The 15,902-nt window shown below is 68.7% G+C and carries 16 protein-coding genes and 1 pseudogene; 6 read left to right on the top strand and 11 right to left on the bottom strand.

The window, feature by feature from the left end:
- Nucleotides 1-93: 93 nt before the first annotated feature.
- The 4 genes and pseudogenes from EJC77_RS16025 to EJC77_RS21170 all read right to left on the bottom strand — a co-directional run.
- Nucleotides 94-483: a DUF1801 domain-containing protein gene (locus EJC77_RS16025; protein ID WP_125614845.1), complete on the bottom strand. Its 390-nt coding sequence runs from the start codon at nt 481-483 to the stop codon at nt 94-96.
- Nucleotides 484-487: 4 nt separating this feature from the next.
- On the bottom strand, nt 488-916 hold the full coding sequence (locus tag EJC77_RS20460; protein ID WP_164520453.1) for an NUDIX hydrolase: 429 nt from the start codon (nt 914-916) through the stop codon (nt 488-490).
- The gene (locus EJC77_RS16020; RefSeq protein WP_125614862.1) at nt 828-1,229 is read right to left on the bottom strand and encodes an NUDIX domain-containing protein; all 402 of its coding nucleotides are present in this window, start codon (nt 1,227-1,229) and stop codon (nt 828-830) included. The genes EJC77_RS20460 and EJC77_RS16020 overlap by 89 nt, the downstream gene beginning before the upstream one ends.
- A 197-nt stretch (nt 1,230-1,426) precedes the next feature.
- Nucleotides 1,427-2,026: pseudogene (locus tag EJC77_RS21170) on the bottom strand (alpha/beta hydrolase family protein); the annotation flags it as partial.
- Between the two features lie 73 nt (nt 2,027-2,099).
- Here EJC77_RS21170 and kynA point away from each other — a divergent pair.
- Together kynA and EJC77_RS16005 are read left to right on the top strand one after the other, a co-directional pair.
- Nucleotides 2,100-2,990: a tryptophan 2,3-dioxygenase gene (kynA, locus tag EJC77_RS16010; protein WP_125614842.1), complete on the top strand. Its 891-nt coding sequence runs from the start codon at nt 2,100-2,102 to the stop codon at nt 2,988-2,990.
- A 43-nt stretch (nt 2,991-3,033) separates the two neighbouring features.
- On the top strand, nt 3,034-3,765 hold the full coding sequence (locus tag EJC77_RS16005) for a dienelactone hydrolase family protein (RefSeq protein ID WP_125614839.1): 732 nt from the start codon (nt 3,034-3,036) through the stop codon (nt 3,763-3,765).
- A gap of 17 nt (nt 3,766-3,782) precedes the next feature.
- Here EJC77_RS16005 and EJC77_RS16000 read toward each other — a convergent pair whose 3' ends face one another.
- The gene (locus EJC77_RS16000; protein WP_240630300.1) at nt 3,783-4,475 is read right to left on the bottom strand and encodes a Pr6Pr family membrane protein; all 693 of its coding nucleotides are present in this window, start codon (nt 4,473-4,475) and stop codon (nt 3,783-3,785) included.
- A 119-nt stretch (nt 4,476-4,594) separates the two neighbouring features.
- Here EJC77_RS16000 and EJC77_RS15995 point away from each other — a divergent pair, with 119 nt between their 5' ends.
- Together EJC77_RS15995 and EJC77_RS15990 are read left to right on the top strand one after the other, a co-directional pair.
- Nucleotides 4,595-5,134 (top strand): O-acetyl-ADP-ribose deacetylase, encoded by a 540-nt coding sequence (locus tag EJC77_RS15995; protein ID WP_125614836.1) that lies wholly within the window; start codon nt 4,595-4,597, stop codon nt 5,132-5,134.
- A 40-nt stretch (nt 5,135-5,174) separates the two neighbouring features.
- The gene (locus EJC77_RS15990; protein WP_125614833.1) at nt 5,175-5,573 is read left to right on the top strand and encodes a phage holin family protein; all 399 of its coding nucleotides are present in this window, start codon (nt 5,175-5,177) and stop codon (nt 5,571-5,573) included.
- 246 nt (nt 5,574-5,819) lie between these two features.
- Here EJC77_RS15990 and EJC77_RS15985 read toward each other — a convergent pair whose 3' ends face one another.
- Genes EJC77_RS15985 through EJC77_RS15970 form a run of 4 tightly spaced genes read right to left on the bottom strand, consistent with a single transcriptional unit; the run spans nt 5,820 to nt 9,313 of the window.
- Nucleotides 5,820-6,575 (bottom strand): type 1 glutamine amidotransferase, encoded by a 756-nt coding sequence (locus EJC77_RS15985; protein WP_164520454.1) that lies wholly within the window; start codon nt 6,573-6,575, stop codon nt 5,820-5,822.
- Nucleotide 6,576: 1 nt separating this feature from the next.
- Nucleotides 6,577-7,320, bottom strand: a complete 744-nt coding sequence (locus EJC77_RS15980) for an amino acid ABC transporter ATP-binding protein (RefSeq protein WP_125614827.1) — start codon at nt 7,318-7,320, stop codon at nt 6,577-6,579.
- A 2-nt stretch (nt 7,321-7,322) separates the two neighbouring features.
- On the bottom strand, nt 7,323-8,435 hold the full coding sequence (locus EJC77_RS20785; RefSeq protein WP_205787408.1) for an amino acid ABC transporter permease: 1,113 nt from the start codon (nt 8,433-8,435) through the stop codon (nt 7,323-7,325).
- Nucleotides 8,432-9,313: an ABC transporter substrate-binding protein gene (locus EJC77_RS15970; protein ID WP_125614824.1), complete on the bottom strand. Its 882-nt coding sequence runs from the start codon at nt 9,311-9,313 to the stop codon at nt 8,432-8,434. Before EJC77_RS15970 ends, EJC77_RS20785 begins: the two co-directional genes overlap by 4 nt.
- Before the next feature lie 113 nt (nt 9,314-9,426).
- On the opposite strand from EJC77_RS15970, the gene EJC77_RS15965 reads away from it, so the two are divergent.
- Nucleotides 9,427-10,476 carry a LacI family DNA-binding transcriptional regulator gene (locus EJC77_RS15965; RefSeq protein ID WP_125614822.1) on the top strand — a complete coding sequence of 350 codons (1,050 nt, stop codon included), beginning with the start codon at nt 9,427-9,429 and terminating at the stop codon, nt 10,474-10,476.
- A 143-nt stretch (nt 10,477-10,619) separates the two neighbouring features.
- Complete coding sequence (locus tag EJC77_RS15960) at nt 10,620-12,176, top strand: APC family permease (RefSeq protein WP_205787406.1); 1,557 nt, start codon at nt 10,620-10,622, stop codon at nt 12,174-12,176.
- A gap of 5 nt (nt 12,177-12,181) precedes the next feature.
- Here EJC77_RS15960 and EJC77_RS15955 read toward each other — a convergent pair whose 3' ends face one another.
- Nucleotides 12,182-14,533, bottom strand: a complete 2,352-nt coding sequence (locus EJC77_RS15955; RefSeq protein WP_125614816.1) for an aminotransferase class III-fold pyridoxal phosphate-dependent enzyme — start codon at nt 14,531-14,533, stop codon at nt 12,182-12,184.
- A gap of 137 nt (nt 14,534-14,670) precedes the next feature.
- The gene (locus EJC77_RS15950) at nt 14,671-15,768 is read right to left on the bottom strand and encodes a LacI family DNA-binding transcriptional regulator (protein WP_125614813.1); all 1,098 of its coding nucleotides are present in this window, start codon (nt 15,766-15,768) and stop codon (nt 14,671-14,673) included.
- Nucleotides 15,769-15,902 lie beyond the last annotated feature (134 nt).

Genomic DNA, 15,902 nt, shown 5'->3' with positions numbered 1-15,902 from the left:
TGCATGTATCCAGTCTTAACGACCAGGCGGCGAAGTCCAGCAGGCGCGCCTCAAGCCACCCACATTGTTCAGCACCGTCCTAGCACCGGCGGCTCAGCCCTTGAGCTTGCGCCAGCCGCCGGCCCGGTTGTTGGCGATGATCCGGCGGAACATGTCCGACAGCGCCGCGGCGTTCACCGGCTCACCCTGGTACACGGCGACGGTCCGGGCGGTCGTGTTCCCCTGCCCGCCCGTGATGATGCCCTCCGGATCGGGCACGATCGCCCCGTCGTACAGGAAGACGTTCACATGGTCCTTCGCCGCGAGCAGCGCACAGACGTTCCCGTCCAACACGAAGTAGGGCTGGACGGTGCGCTTGATGGTCTCGACCACGTCCGGGTCGGCCTCGTGGACCAGGTCGCGGACCTGCGCGCAGACCTGCCGCTGCCACGCCGGCAGCCCGGCGAGATAGGCGTCGACACGCGGATCACGGATGTAGTCCATGCGGTCAATCGTGCGCCGGGGACCACTCGAATGTCCATGGCAGCGCGCTGGTGTCGAGCCGGTGGCGGCCTCCCGCGGGCGCCTGCCGGCCCCCGGGCGGGTACGCCTCGTCCCCGGCCCACACGACGACCGCGCGCTCACGCCGGCCGTGCGGGCCGACGTCGTCCGTCAACTGGTAGCTGAGGTAGTCCACGACCGGCCCGGCCGCCGCGGCGGCCAGCGCCCGGGCCACGGTGGCGCTGCCGGCCAGGTGGTGCAGCGTGACCCAGGTGGGCGGGACGAGCAGCATGTCGCCGGCGGCGTGCCGGGCCAGTGCGCGGGCGGGCGCCAGCCACGCGGCAGCCTCATGCTCGCCGGAATTGAGGACGACGGCGGACCCGCTCGCCGCCGCGACGAAATACCAGGTGCGGAAGCGCCGATCGAGCCGGCGCATGGGCGTCCNAGTTCGACAGGTGCACCAAGGCCGAGGTGGGCACGTGCTGGCCCGTCTCCTCGGCCAGTTCCCGGGCCGCGGCCGTGCGGGCGGCCGCGAGGGCCGCGTCGGGTTCGGCGACAAGGTCGGCGGCCCGGTCGGCCGGGTCCACCTTGCCGCCGGGGAACACCCACGCCCCGGCGAACGAGCCATGGCCGGGCCGCTCGAGCATGAGGACCTCCAGCCCGGCGGTGCCGTCGCGCAGCAGCACCACGGTCGCGGCGTCCTCGAGCGGCGCCAGCTCCACGGGCACCAGAGGGGGGTTGTTGTCCATGGGCCAAGCCTATCGGCCGAGGGGCCCCGAGCGAGCGGAGCGAGTTCGGGGAGGCCGGTAGGCGCTATCGAGGTCGGGGAGGTTGCCGGGCCATCCAGGCGGCGGCGGCCGGCCANGTGCGGGCGCGTCGGGTCGATGGCGCCCATGTGGTCCAGTCCCGGGACGGCTCGGTAGTCAAGGCTGTCCCCGGCCTGCCGCGCGGCCGCGGCAAACGCCCGGGAGTGGTCCGCCGGCAACCAGATGTCGTCGTCGCCCTGGATGACGAGCAGGGGCCGGCCCAGCGGCAGCCGGCGAATGGGCGAGGCCCGGGCATACTCGGCCGGACGCTGCGCAGCGCGGGCACCCATGAATCCGAGTGCCGCGTCGTCGTCGATCCTCTCATCGTCGACCCGTACCACATCGGTGACCGGCGCCAGGCCGACGACCGCGTCCAGCAGGTCCGCGCACAGCAGCGCCAGCTGGCCTCCGGCGGAATGGCCGACGCCGACGACCGGACCGCGGGCCAGCTCCGGCCGCCGTGCCACGACCGCCGTGATGGCACCGCGGACGTCGGTGAGCGTGGCCGGCCAGCCCCCGCCATTGCCGACGCTGCGGTATTCGACGTTGGCGACGGCCCAGCCGCGGGCGTGCAGGTCGGCGGCCAGCGGGTCCATCAGCTCGGCCGTCCACCGGCAGCGCCAGTACCCGCCGTGGACGAGCACGGCCAGGCCGACCGGGTCCGGCCGCGGCGCGCGGATCTCGACAACCTGCGCGGCCGCGGCGCCATAGTGGAGCAGGTTGGCCGGCGGGGTGTCCATGCGTACTCCTCGTGGGGTCGGGGCCCGGCGGGCGCGCGTGTACGCGCCCGCCGGGCCGTCGTAGGGTTCAAGCATGAGCAACGAACCCACCGAACGCAACGAGTCCGGCGGCACGGCCGCCAACATCCGCGCCATCGAGGACACCGTGCAGACGGACTTCCGTGACAGGATGTCCTACGGGTCGTACCTGGACCTCGACCGCCTGTTGGCGGCCCAGCACCCGGTCAGCATGCCGGAGCACCACGACGAGATGCTGTTCATCATCCAGCACCAGACCAGCGAGTTGTGGCTGAAACTCGTGCTGCACGAGCTGGTGGAGGCGCGGCGCCTGATGGACGCCGACGAGTTGGGGCAGGCGCTCAAGTGCCTGGCCCGGGTCAAGGCGATCCTGCGCGTGCTGACCGAGCAGTGGAGCGTGCTGGCGACGTTGACGCCGCGCGAGTACGCCCAGTTCCGTGGCTCTCTGGGGTCCGCGTCCGGATTCCAGTCCTGCCAGTACCGGGCCGTGGAGTTCATCCTCGGCAACAAGCACCGCGGCATGTTGAAGGTGTTCGACGCCAACCCGGCCGAGCACGCCCTGCTCGCCGGCGTGCTCGCGGAGCCGACCGTGTACGACGCATTCCTGCGCCTGCTGGCGCGGGCCGGCTACCCCGTGCCGCGCGAGATCCTCGAGCGCGACGCCAGCGAACCGTGGACGTTCCGGCCGGCGCTCGTGCCCATCTTCGCGCAGATCTACGAATCGGAGGACACCGTATGGAGCCTGTACCAGGCGTGCGAGGACCTGGTGGACGTGGAGGACCTGTTCCAGGGCTGGCGGTTCCGGCACCTGCGCACCGTCCAGCGCACCATCGGATTCAAGCGGGGCACCGGCGGCTCCAGCGGCGTCGGGTTCCTCAGACGCGCCCTGGACCTGACGTTCTTCCCGGAGCTGTTCGCCGTGCGCACCGAGATCGGAGCGAGTTAGCGCGCCCTTGTCCGCCCGCGGCCGGCGGTGGCAGGGTGGGCTCATGGGAACCATGATCAAGGTCAACGGCAGCATCGACGCCTACCGGGCCGAACCGGACGGCGATATTCGCGGCACGGTCATCGTCATCCACGAGGTGTGGGGGCTCGTGGACCACATCAGGGACGTGGCGGACAGGTTCGCGGCGGCCGGCTACGTAGCCGTGGCCCCCGACCTGCTGACCCCGGCGGGGCTGGACCCGGCCGCGCTCGCGGACCTTGGGGCGGCGTTGGCCGACGAGGCGCGCCGGACCGAGGCCCAACCGCTCATGCGGGAGGCAACGGCGCCGTTGCAGGCGCCGGAGACGGCGGCGCGGGTCACGGCCGCCCTGTCCTCCGTGTTCGACGAGCTGGCGGCGACGCCCGAGGGCGACGGGCGCACCGCCGTCGTCGGTTTCTGTTTCGGCGGCACCTACGCCTACGCGCTGGCGGCCGCCGAACCACGCCTGGCCGCCGCGGTCCCGTTCTACGGGCAGGCCGGGTACACGGACGAGGAGGCGTCGGCCATTCACTGTCCGATCCTGGCGTTCTACGGGGTCGAGGACGCCAGGCTCAGGGCCGGGCTGCCGGCGCTGGACGCCCAGTTGACGCGTGCCGGCGTCGATTTCACGGCCGCGAGCTTCGACGGTGCCGGCCACGCGTTCTTCAACGACACGAACCCGATCACGTACCGGCCCGCGCAGGCCCAGATCGCCTGGGGGCAAACGCTCGAATTCCTCGCGGAGCACCTCGAATAGTGCGCCGGCCCGGACCGCTACCCGATGCGGACCAGGCGCAGCCGGCTCAGCAGGTAGACCAGCGCGCCGAAAACGAGTCCGACGGCGACAATGACGGCGCAGGTGATGGCCACGGCACCATACCCATTGGACGGGTCAAGGAACGGGTACGGCACCCAGCCGTCGGTGGCGCCGCGGATCAGCACCACCACCAGCCACACGGCCGGGTAGATCAGCACCGTCGGCAAGCGGCGGAACAGCAGCCGGGGCCGGTCGGCGAACAGGATCCAGTCGAGTGGGGCGTAGATCGGCAGCACGATGTGCAGCACGGTGTTCGCCCACGGGACGGGGGCCCCGCCAACGTCGCCGAGTGGCGCCAGCAGCGTCGCATAGACGATTCCGGTCACCATGATGTACGTCGTCGCGGCGGCCCGGAACTCGGTGCCGAGTGCACCGACGCGGACACGGCGCAGGCCCTCGAGGCCGGCCCACGCCAAGGCGAGGAGGATGAAGATGTTGGACTGGATGGTGAAGTACCCGAAGAAGTTGAACACGTTCGGCAGGCGGCCGGACGCGGTCATGGAGTGCTGGTACGTTGCGGCGATGGCCGCCACGGTCAGCGCGGCGAAGGCCAGCCGCAGCCAGGCCACACCCAGCCTCGCGCCCATGCGATTCGTTGCCTCCACAAGCTTCTCCCCTGCCGCCTGGCCGCCGCCCACATGATTGCCCACCTGCCAATAATGGCAGAGGCGGCCGCCTCCGGCGTGCATTTGACCGCTACCGTGGACTCAGACGGCACCCACTGGGCAAAACAGGGGGCCTGCGAGCACGGCACCAAGGAGGCCCCGGCATGCACATTTCGGTCATGCGCGGCGATATCACGGCATTGCAGGTTGATGCGATTGTCAATGCGGCCAATTCGTCCCTGCTCGGCGGCGGTGGCGTGGACGGGGCGATCCATGCGGCCGCCGGCCCCGATTTGCTGGCCGAGTGCCGCGAGTTGCGGCGGCACCGGTTCCCGGACGGGCTGCCGGCCGGGGATGCCGTGGCCACCGGTGCCGGGAACCTGCCCGCCCGGTGGGTGATCCACACGGTCGGCCCCGACCGGCACGCGGGACAAACGGACGCCGCCGTGCTGCGTTCCTGCTTCACCCGGAGCCTTGCGGTGGCCCGCGGGCTCGGCGCCGCCACGGTCGCGTTCCCGGCGATCGGCGGCGGCGCGTATGGGTGGTCGCCCGTCGACGTCGCGCAGGCCGCGTCGGAGGCGCTGTCCGCGTGGCGGGCCGACGTCCCGGACTCCGTCATCTTGGTCGCCTTCGACGCCGGCATGGAACGCGCGTTCCGCGGCATCGCCGCCCGACCGGCCGCCCGGCGTCGAACGTTCCCGTGATGGCCCCGCCCATTCGAAAGGCACGCAGTAGGATCGGCACATGATCCGACTACTGATCCGCGCCGGTATTTTCCTCGCCTCGGCGGCCCTCGGCCTGCTGGTCGCGTCTTGGGTTCTCGACGGATTCCGCCTGCGGGTGGGCGGGTTCGTCACGGCCATCGTGGTATTCGCCATTGCCCAGTCCGTCCTCGCGCCGTTCATTTTCACGATGGCGCGCAAATACGCTCCGGCAATGCTGGGCGGGATCGGCCTGGTCTCCACGTTCGTGGCCTTGCTGATTGCCTCGCTTTTCCCGGGTGGCCTTTCCATCGCGGGTGTCACGGCATGGATTCTCGGCACACTGATCGTCTGGCTCATCACGGCCCTGGGCGGCTGGATCCTGCCACTGGTCTTCCTCAAGGAGAAGGTGCGGCGCGCCGGCGAAAACAGTGCCGCGTAGCGTGCGTCCGGTGACGCTGCGCCCCGAGCACGACGGCGACGCCGTGGCCATACGTCGCGTCACCGTCGCGGCGTTCCCGACTTCCGGGGGCCGCGACGCACCAGATGCCGCACACCCTGGCTCAAGTCCCCAGATAATGCAGGTTTCACACCCGGAAACCTGCATTATCTGGGGAAACGAACGGCGGTGGCGGGGCGCGTCACCGGCCCACGACACGTTGGAAACCGGCACCACCTGGATTCTCGCCTACGCGCAGACGCGGGCGTGGTCCCTGACGACGTCGATCCATCTGTCCGCCACCAGCGACCACCGTTCCCGCAGTGCGGGCTCTGCTTCGACGAAGCGGGCGATGATGGCGGTTTCGGGGTCGATGCCGAGTCCGGCGAGCGTGTCACCACTCTCCAGGCTCCACTGGCGGGCCGTGCGTTCGACCGCCTCCAGGTGGAACTGCACACCCCACGCGTTCGGGCCGACCCGGAACGCCTGGTTGCGGCACCCGTCACTGGCGCACAATGAAACGGACCCTGCGGGCAGCGAGGTCACCTCGAGCCAGTGCCACTGGAGGGCCTGCAGCGGGCCGCCGATTCCGCCGAGCAGCGGGTCCGCGACGCCGTCGTCGGTCAGGCGCATGTCAACGAGTCCCACCTCCGGACCGGCGGCAATGGTGTCCACGGTCCCGCCGGCGACGTGCGCCAGCAGCTGCGCTCCGAGGCAGATCCCGAGCAGCGGCACGTTGTGCAGGAGCGCGTCCTGGATGAGCGTGCGCACGCCCGGCAGCCACGGGGCGCGGTCGTCGTCCACGGGGCCCGGCGAGCCGCCGAGGACGATGATTCCGTCGAATCCCGCGCTCGAGGCCGGCACCTCGCTGCCGGTCTCTGGCCCCACCAGCCGGGTCCGCACACCCGCCCTGGCGAGGCGTTCGCCGACCAGTGCGACGTCGGCGGTCCGTTCGTGTTCGACGATGAGGACGTTGAGTTTTGCCTCTTCGGCGGCGATCGCCACGCTAGAGCCTCCCTGCTTCGATGATTTTCTTGAGGAATTCCTTGGTCCGCTCCTGCGCCGGGTTGCCGAAGATCTGCTCGGGCGGGCCGATCTCGAGGACTTGTCCCTCATGCAGGAAGGCCACCCGGCTTGATACTTCCCGGGCGAATGACATCTCGTGCGTGGCCATGAGGATGGTCAGGCCGTCGTTGGCCAGGTCGCGGACTATGTTGAGGACTTCGGCCACCAGTTCTGGGTCCAGTGCCGAGGTGATCTCGTCCAGCAGCAGGACGTCCGGGTTCATGGCCAGCGCACGCACGATCGCCACGCGCTGCTGCTGGCCGCCCGATAGCTGGTCGGGGAACGCGCCCGCCTTGTGGTCGAGCCCGACCCGCTTGAGCAGTGCGAGCGCCTGCTCCTCCGCGTCCGCCCTGGACACGCCGAGCACCCGGATGGGCGAGAGCGTCACGTTGCCCAGCACGCTCATGTGCGGGAAGAGATTGAAACTCTGGAAGACGATCCCGACCTTGCGCCGCAGCGCGTTGACGTCGACCCCCTCGCCGGAGACGACGTCGTCCTCCAGGCGGATGTCGCCGTCGTTGATGCTTTCCAGGGCATTCACGCAACGCAGCAGCGTGGATTTGCCGCACCCCGAGGCACCGATGAGGCAGACGACCTCGTGCTTGTCGACGTGCAGGTCGATGCCGCGCAGGACGGTGTTCTCGCCATAGGACTTGACGACGTTGTTCAGTTCAAGAAAGGGCATGATTATCCTTGCAGCCTTTGCTTCTTCTCGTCTCGCTCCAAGAGCCGGTCAACGAACCGGGTCTGCGGGATCGTGATCAGGATGAAGAGAATCGCCACGACGGTGACGGAGGACAGGTTGAAATAGTTGCTCGCATACGTCTTGGCCTGGGTGAAGGCGTCCACCGTGCCGATGATCGTCACCAGTGCGGTGTCCTTCTGCAGGCCGATGAAGTCGTTGAGCAGCGGGGGGCTCACCCGCCGGAACGCCTGCGGGATGATGACGAAGCGCAGGGTCTTGCCGTGGCTGAGCCCCAGGGACCGGGCGGCCGAAACCTGCGACCAGTGGATGCTGGAGATGCCGGCCCGATAGACCTCGGCCACGTAGGCGCTGTAGGTCAGGGTGAGGGCGAAGATGGCCGCCCACATGGGGCTCATCCCGCTCAGGATGGGCACATTGGCCAGCGGCAGCCCGAACCCGACCAGGTAGATCACGATGATCGAGGGGACCGCGCGGAACACGTCCACGTAGGTCGTGGCAAGCCAGCGGATGGGCCGGCCCGCCTGTCCGGGGGCCATCCGGGCGATGGCGATGACCAGCCCGAAGACCAGCACGAACACCTCGGCGATGACGGCGATGATGATGTTGACGGTGAAGGCCTTCGACACGGCGCCGAGGCTCTTGGCCATGAAGGACACGTCAAAGAACGTGGATTGCACGGCATGGTTGTTCGCCAGCAGGAACAGCACGAAGACGCTCACGATGCTGACCGGCAGCGACGATCCGAGGGTGATCCACGCCGAGTTCGCTCCCCTGAACCGGAGCCGGCGGCCGCTGACCACGTCCCCGGAGGCCAGGGCCGCGGCCCCCGCCCGCGCGGCACGGTAGCCGCGGACCAGTGGAATGGCCGTGGCCAGTCCCAGCAGGATGAGCAGAAGTGCGACGGCGGCCAGCACTGCCGTCCACAGGCCCGGTTTGGCGGCGCTCACCAACAGGATCGCCGTGTACACGCAGAGGCTGGCAGCCAGCAGGAAGACGATGGTCGCGGCGAGCAGGACGGTGTTGGTGGCGTCCGCCGGTTTCGCGGCGGTTCCCCGTTCGCGGGCCGAGGGCGCCGGGGAGAGCAGCTGCGTCACTTGATGCTCCAAACCGGGATGGCGGCCGGGTCGACGCCGTAGGCCTGCGTGAGGTAGGTGGAGCTGAGCTTGTCGAGGGTTCCGTCCTTGCGCAGCTCCGTCAGGATCTCGTTGACCGTTGCAACGTTCTTCGAGCCCTTGGGGAACATGACGCCGTAGTGTTCATCCGTGGGGATCTGGCCGACGACCTTCAAGGCTCCCCCGGACTGCGCGGCCGCTCCCAGCACGATGCTCAGGTCCTGGATGCCGGCGTCGATCCTGCCCGCCGCGACGGCCGCCTGCTGCTCGGCGTCGCCGGGGAATACGGCGGGGGCTGTTTTGGGCTTGATCACGTCCGTGACGAGCATCTGGCCGACGGTGCCCTGCTTCACGCCGATCGAAGAACCGGCAAGCGTGCTCTCGGTGAGGGCGGAGTCCTTCTTGACCAGCACGCCGGCGGTGGACTGGAAGTACGGGTCGGAGAAGTCCATGACCTTCTTGCGCTCGTCGGTGATCGTGATCTGGTTGAGCGACATGTCGAAGGCGCCCGCCTTGCCGGCGACAAGACCGTCGAAGGACGAGTTCTGCAGCACGATGTTGGTGACGCCCGCCCGGTGGGCGATGTTGGCGAGCAGGCAGAAGTCAAAGCCGCTGCGAATGCTCTCCACGGTGTCGCCGTTGTACCAGCCGGGCGACGGGAGGTCCGCCTTGACGGTGATGGTTCCGTCCTTGATCAGGTCGAGCTTGTGGGTGCCGGCGGCCCCGGTCACCGCGCAATCGCCGTAGGAGGAGGGATTCCCGTTGGCGGAAGCGGCGCCATTGCCGCCGGAGCTGCAGGCGGCCAGACCAAGGGCGAGTGCCAGGGCGCCGGTCACGGCCACGGTTCGAGCGAGTCGCATGGTTGAGTCCTTTCGATGGCTACCTAAATCGATTTAAGTAGTTCGCATAGGATTCTATGAGAAGACACTAGGATCGTGTCAACTGGATCACACGAGGGAGAGATTTCCACCACATGAAGGAACCCGGGGAAGCCGGCCCAGAGTCGCCACGTGTCCGCATCAAGGACGTCGCGGTGGCCGCCGGCGTGTCGACGGCCACCGTGTCCCTCGCCTACAACAACAAGGGTGAGGTCGCGGCGGCAACGCGGAAAAAGGTCCTGGCCGTGGGCGAGGGCCTCGGATACCAGCCCAACCCGTCCGGGCGTGCGCTGCGGACGGGACAGACCCGGATACTTGGCGTCCTGGTCAGCTACCGCGACTCGCCGGTTTGGCAGGAGACGTACCTCCCCTACTACCGCGGCATCATCTCCGATGCCGCGATCGAGGCCATGGACCACGGCTACTCCGTGGTCGCCGCCTCACCCAAGCCGGGCAACCTCGCGGAGTCGATCGCGCAGCTAGACGGCGCCATCGTCGTCGACCCTCTCGACAACGACGCCATTGTTGACCATTGCGCCGCCCGCGGCATCCCGTTGGTTGCCGACGGCGGCTTCGTCGGAGGACGGCGCGCCGACAAGCAGATGGTGGTCCGTGGCGACGTCGAACGGTACGTGCACGACATCCTCGACCTCACCGCGCAACAGCACCACACCCGCACCGGCCGCCCCCTCGGCAGCGCCGCCCTCTTCACGGGATCCATCATCGACCGGTACACGGCGGACACCGAGGCGGCGTTCTCATCCTGGTGCGCGGCCAACGCCGTCGACGCGCGAGTCACCGCGCTCGAACCGGGCGGCGCGGTCACCGAAGTTGCCCGCCGGATCCTCGCCACGGACCGGCCAGAGGCCGTGTACTGCCTCAACGAGAGCTACTCCGGCGCCATCATCAGCGCGGCCAGGGCGCTCGAGCTGGGCATCCCCGACGACGTGCTGCTCTCCTCGGCCGCCACCTCGGAACAGGCGATCCGCGACCCACGCGTCAACTACGTGGAATCCGCCGATGCGGAGGGACCGGGACGGCGGGCCGTCCGCCTGCTCGTGAACTACCTGGAATCCGCGGTCCAGGAGGACGCAACGGTCGCGTTCCGGCTTCGACCGGCAGTTGCGCCGACCCCCTTGCGGTGACGGGGGGCACGGCGGGATCATTTTCCTAGTTTGCAAGCAGCCTTTGCAACGCACAATTTCACACGGCCAGGCCGCTCGTCGCTGGGTGGAGAGGTTTGACTCCAGGCATGCCGGCACCGCCGGCTCTTCCGTTGGGAGACACAGTGACCAGCTCCGTTTCCGCCGAGACCCACGAGGTCAGCGGCAAGGGCTTGAAGGGCGGGGCCCTCGGCCTCGTCTCCAGCGTCGTCGTGGGGGTGGCGTCGACGGCGCCGGCCTACAGCTTGGCCGCCAGCCTGGGCTTCATCGTCGTGGGCGGCAGCTTGGTGGCCGGGGTCAAGGCACCGGGCATCGTGCTGCTCGCGTTCATACCCATGTACCTGATCGCCGTCGCCTACGCCGAACTCAACAAGGCCGAGGCCGACTGCGGCACCACCTTCACCTGGGCGTCACGGGCGTTCGGTCCCGTCGCGGGATGGATGGGCGGTTGGGGCATCATCATCGCCGACGTCATCGTCATGTCCAACCTCGCGCAGATCGCCGGGGCGTACTCGTTCACGTTCGTCGGCGGGTTCGGGCTCCCCGCGGTCGCCGACCTGGCCGGCAACGTGCTGGCGACCACGATCGCCGGCCTGGCCTGGATCGCCTTGATGACCTGGATCTGTTACCGGGGCATCGAGATCTCGGCGCGCTTGCAGTATTTCCTGTTGTCGTTCGAGGTCATCATCCTGCTCTTCTTCGCCGCGTTCGCCCTGGTGCGGGTCTACTCCGGCAACGCCGAATCGTACTCGTTGATGCCGTCCTGGGATTGGCTGAATCCGTTCACGCTCGACTTCGGCCAGACCATCGCCCCGGCCATGCTGACCGGCATCTTCATCTACTGGGGGTGGGACACGGCCGTGTCCATCAATGAGGAGACGAAGGATCCGGACAAGACGCCCGGGCGTGCGGCCGTGATCAGCACCCTTCTCCTGCTGGCGACCTACGTGCTGGTGACGATCGCGACCGTCGCCTTTGCCGGCGTCGGCGACAAGGGCATCGGGCTGGCCAACCCGAACAACTCGGCCGACGTGTTCTCCGCCATCGGCCCCACCCTGTTCGGCGGCGGCGTGGTCGGGTCGATCCTGATGACGCTGCTGGGCTTCTCCATTCTCACCTCCGCGTCCGCGTCAACGCAGACAACGATCCTGCCCACCGCGCGCACGTCGCTGTCGATGGCCGCCCACAAGGCCATCCCGGAGCAATTCGCCCGCATGCACCCGAGGTTCCTGACACCCACGTGGTCCACCATCGGCATGGGCATCGTCTCCGCCGTGTTCTACCTCATCTTCACGTTCATCAGCCCGTCGCTGCTGCTGGCCCTGATCGGCTCCATCGGCCTGATGATCGCGTTCTACTACGGGCTCACCGGCTACACCTGCGCCTGGTACTACCGGAGGACCCTGACGGATTCCGTCCGGCACTTCATCATGCGCGGCCTGTTCCCGCTGGCCGGGGCGCTCATGCTGACCGCCGTCTTCATCTACGGCCTGTACAACTTCGCCCAACCCAACTGGCTGGTCGACGCGAACGGCAACAACGTGACGATCTTCGGCCTCGGCGCGGAGGCGGTCGTCGGGATCGGCGGCCTGGTGCTGGGCGTAATCCTGATGATCGTGTGGCGCATCCGCCGGCCGCATTTCTTCCGCGGCCAGACCCTGCCGAAGCGGGCACACGCCTGAGAGGTCTACCGCCCCACGGCGGCCAAGGCGCCGGCGAAGGCGGCCAGCACCTGATCCACGTGCGCCTGTTCGATGACCATCGGCGGGCGCATCTTGAGCACGTTGTCGTCCCGGCCGATCCGGCTGACCAGCACGCCATGCGCCTTCATGTGTTCGACGACGGCCGTCGCGTTCGCGGCCGACGGCGCGCCGTCGTCGTCGGTGATCTCCACGCCGAAGAACAGGCCCCGACCCTTGACGGGGCCGGCGATCGGCGATTCGTCGGCGATCTCCCGCAGCCGGTTCTGGATCAGGGGGCCGAGTGCGGCGGCGTTCTCGAGCAGCCCCTCCTCGGCCATGATGTCCAGCACGGCCTCCCCTGTAGCGGCCGAAACCGGGTTCCCCGCGAACGTGTTGAAGTACATGTTGTGGGAGCCGAACTCATCGAGCAGGGCGTCGGTGGTCACCACGCCGCCCAGCGGGTGGCCGTTGCCCATGGGCTTGCCCAGCGTCACCAGGTCCGGGGTGATGCCATGCAGGGCAAAGCCCCACATGGCGTCCCCGGAGCGCCCGAAGCCGGACTGCACCTCGTCGGCGATGACCAGGCCGCCGGCCGCGTGCACGCGATCGACCAGCCCCCGCACATAGCCGCGGGGAACCCTGGGCAGGCCTTCGGTGGAGAACAGCGGGTCAAACAGGACGGCCGAAAGCCCGTGTCCCTCGTCCTGTAGCGAGGCGATCGCCGCGTCGACCTGCCCGAGCGCCGCGGCGGTCAACTCCTCCTCAGCGCGGCCGTCCGCGTGCTCCAGGTCCGGGATGCGGATCGGGCGCACGTGGGCGCCCAGTCCCTCCCGCGTGGTCAGCCCCGTGGTCAGTTCGGCCAGGGAGGTGGTGTTGCCGTGGTAGCTGAAGTCGCTGACCAGCACACCGCGGGCCCCGGTGTGCTGGCGGGCGATGCGCAGGGCGAGTTCGTTGGACTCCGAGCCGGAGTTCGTGAAGAAGACCTTGTCCAGCCCCTCGGGGAACAGCGCCAGCAGCTTCTCGGCATAGGAGACCATGGGCTCGTTGAGGTAGCGGCTGTGCAGGTTCAGGGTGAGCGCCTGGGCGCGGGCGGCCTCGACGACGCGCGGATGGCAATGGCCCACGTGCGGGACGTTGTTGTAGGCGTCCAGGTAGCGCCGGCCGTCGGTGGCGGTGATCCACACGCCCCGGGCGGAGGCCAACGCCAGCGGCTCGCGGTAGAACAGGGGCGAGTACGTGCCAACCGTGGCCTGGCGGCGGGCAAGCAGGGAAGCGGCGTCGGAAGTCTGTGGCACGGTGGGTTCCTTCAGATAGGTGGCGGCGATGTCGAGGACCAGCGGCAGCACGTGATCGGCGATGAAGTCGGCGTCCGGCTGCCCCTCCCGGGCGGCGGCCCAGCCCAGGTAGCTGGCGCCCCGGGCGAGGCGCAGGGCAGGCCACAGCTCCAGATGCGCGGGGTCCAGCTCCCGCACCGACCGGTACCCGGCCAGCAGGGCGTCCGTGTACTCGGCGTACCGCGGGTGCGGCTGGTAGAAGAACAGCGCGGTGACAAGGTCGAACAGGTAATAGCCGGGGCCGAAGTCGTCGAAGTCGATGACCCGCAGCCCGTCCTCGCCGGCAAGCACGTTCTCCGGGGTGAAGTCGGCGTGGATGGCACCGTATCGGTCGGCCGCCGTGCCGAATGACTCGAGTTCGGCGCCGGCCGCGTCCAGGGCCCGGCGCAGCAACGCCCGTCCGGGGGCATCGAGGGCGTGCAAGGCCAGCGGGTCGCCCCAGAGCGGGGCCGGCCCGGTCAGTCCCGCGGCATCCCAGGCACCGCGCCCGGCACCGGCAGCGGGGCCGAGTTCCCGCGCCAGGTCGTGGAGTTCGGCGATCGCGACGCCCACGGCGTGAAACTGCTCCGGCTCCAGGGTGCTGGTGCCGGAGAGCCCGTCGTCGATCGCCCCGAGCGGTGCGGCGTTCTCGATCCACGCCTGGATGTCGATCTGGCCGGCCCGGCCCAGGCTGTCCGTGGTGCTGACGAAGAGCCGCCCATCCGTGGTTGCGAGGGCCCGCGGCACGGGCATCCCCCGCTCGGCGGCGGCGGCCAGGAACGCCATCTCCGCACCGATCGCGGCGTCGTCCCGAAGCCCGGGCCGGTGCAGGCGGACGGCCAGCGACCGGCCCGCCGCGTCCAGCCGGTAGACGAAGTTCTCCCGGTGCTTGACCAGTTCCAGCGTCACGCTGCCGGGATCGATGCCATAGGCCGGCAGTGCGGCCCGGACCAGGTCCCCGGCCTCGGCCGCCGTGATGCTGCGCAGCTCAGGTGCGGTGTCGATCAGGGCGTCCACGCCGGCAACTCGCTGTTGGCTCCGCACACTGGCTTCCTTCCGTCAATGGCCGCACGTCACCGTGCGGCGTGGGTTCAACTATAGGTAGCCCGGCAGGCGTTGAACTTGCATGTTAATGCACGGAGGTTGACGTTCCGCGCACCATCCAGTTGGACCCGGGGCGGTCAGCGTGCACTTGATGCACCCATGGCCTGCCTATCCCCTGCCGTTGCCGCTCCGATGGAACCCCGTTCCACCAGAACCGCCTTGAGCTCCTCGGGACTGGTCCGTGGCACTTGTCCGCGGATCCGCAGGATGACGGCGCGGGCGGCGGCGGCGCCGATGTCGTAAACGGGCTGTGCGATCACGCTCAGGGGTGGGCTGGTGAGCTTCGTCCAGGCAAAGTCGTCGTACATCAGGAACGACACATCGTCCGGAATGGACAGGCCAAGTCGCTGAATTGTCTCGATGACGGACAGTGCAATCAGCCCGTCCGAGGCCACGATCGCTGTGGCGCCGTCGGCAAGGACCTCCTCGGTGATGGCCGCGATTGACTCCGAATCGCCGGCGCCAAGACGTATCAGGTCCCGATTGAGGCACAGGCCAGCATGACGGAAGGCCAGATGCATGCCCAGGAGCCTTTCGGCGACCTGTGACGACGCCAACGGCATGCCCTCCCGATACGGTCCTTCGGCGTCGACCGTGGAGATGAAGGCGATACGCCGATGACCAACCGCGATCAGTTGTTCAGTCGATTCCCTGGCGACGTCGGTCATGTCTGGGGCGAACACATCGACATTGAGACCGTCCACCTTCCGGTCGAAGAGGACCAGCGGCCGACCGGCTTCGAGCACGCGCCCGAGATGTTCCGAGTCACCCCGGGACGCCGGGGCGACGATCAGCCCATCCACGCGCTTGTCCAAGAGCACCCGCACGGCATCGACTTCCGCCGCGACATCCTCGCTCGTGTTGATGAGGATGACGTCGAATCCAGCCGCCTTGGCGACATCCGAAATACCCCTCATGGCCAGGCCGAAGTGCGGGTTTTCGATGTCGCCGACGACAACCCCGAGTGTGTTGGACTTGCCCGTGTTCATGGTCCTGGCGAGTTCATTGGGGCGGTAGTTGAGATGCTCGGCGGCGGCCATGACGCGCTCCCGGACGTCGTCGCTGACTGCGCCGTATCCTCCAAGGGCCCGGGCGGCCTGGGCCTTGGACACGCGGGCTTCCCGTGCGACGTCGGCGACCGTGACGTCACGGCGCCTCGGTGTTGATTCGCTCATTCCTGCCTCTCATGGGGGTATTGACGCGCCTTGTGGCATCCATTACAGTTCTAGCAACCACTGTGAGTCCGGTCTCAATATTACAGGTTGAGACCGGACTCATCAAGGGACTTCGCAACTAGAGACCCCGCCCT

The organism is Specibacter cremeus (genome assembly GCF_003946885.1).
GTDB classification, from domain to species: domain Bacteria; phylum Actinomycetota; class Actinomycetes; order Actinomycetales; family Micrococcaceae; genus Specibacter; species Specibacter cremeus.
Note: the sequence above shows the minus strand (reverse complement) of the source record. Positions and strands in the feature narration are given on the sequence as shown.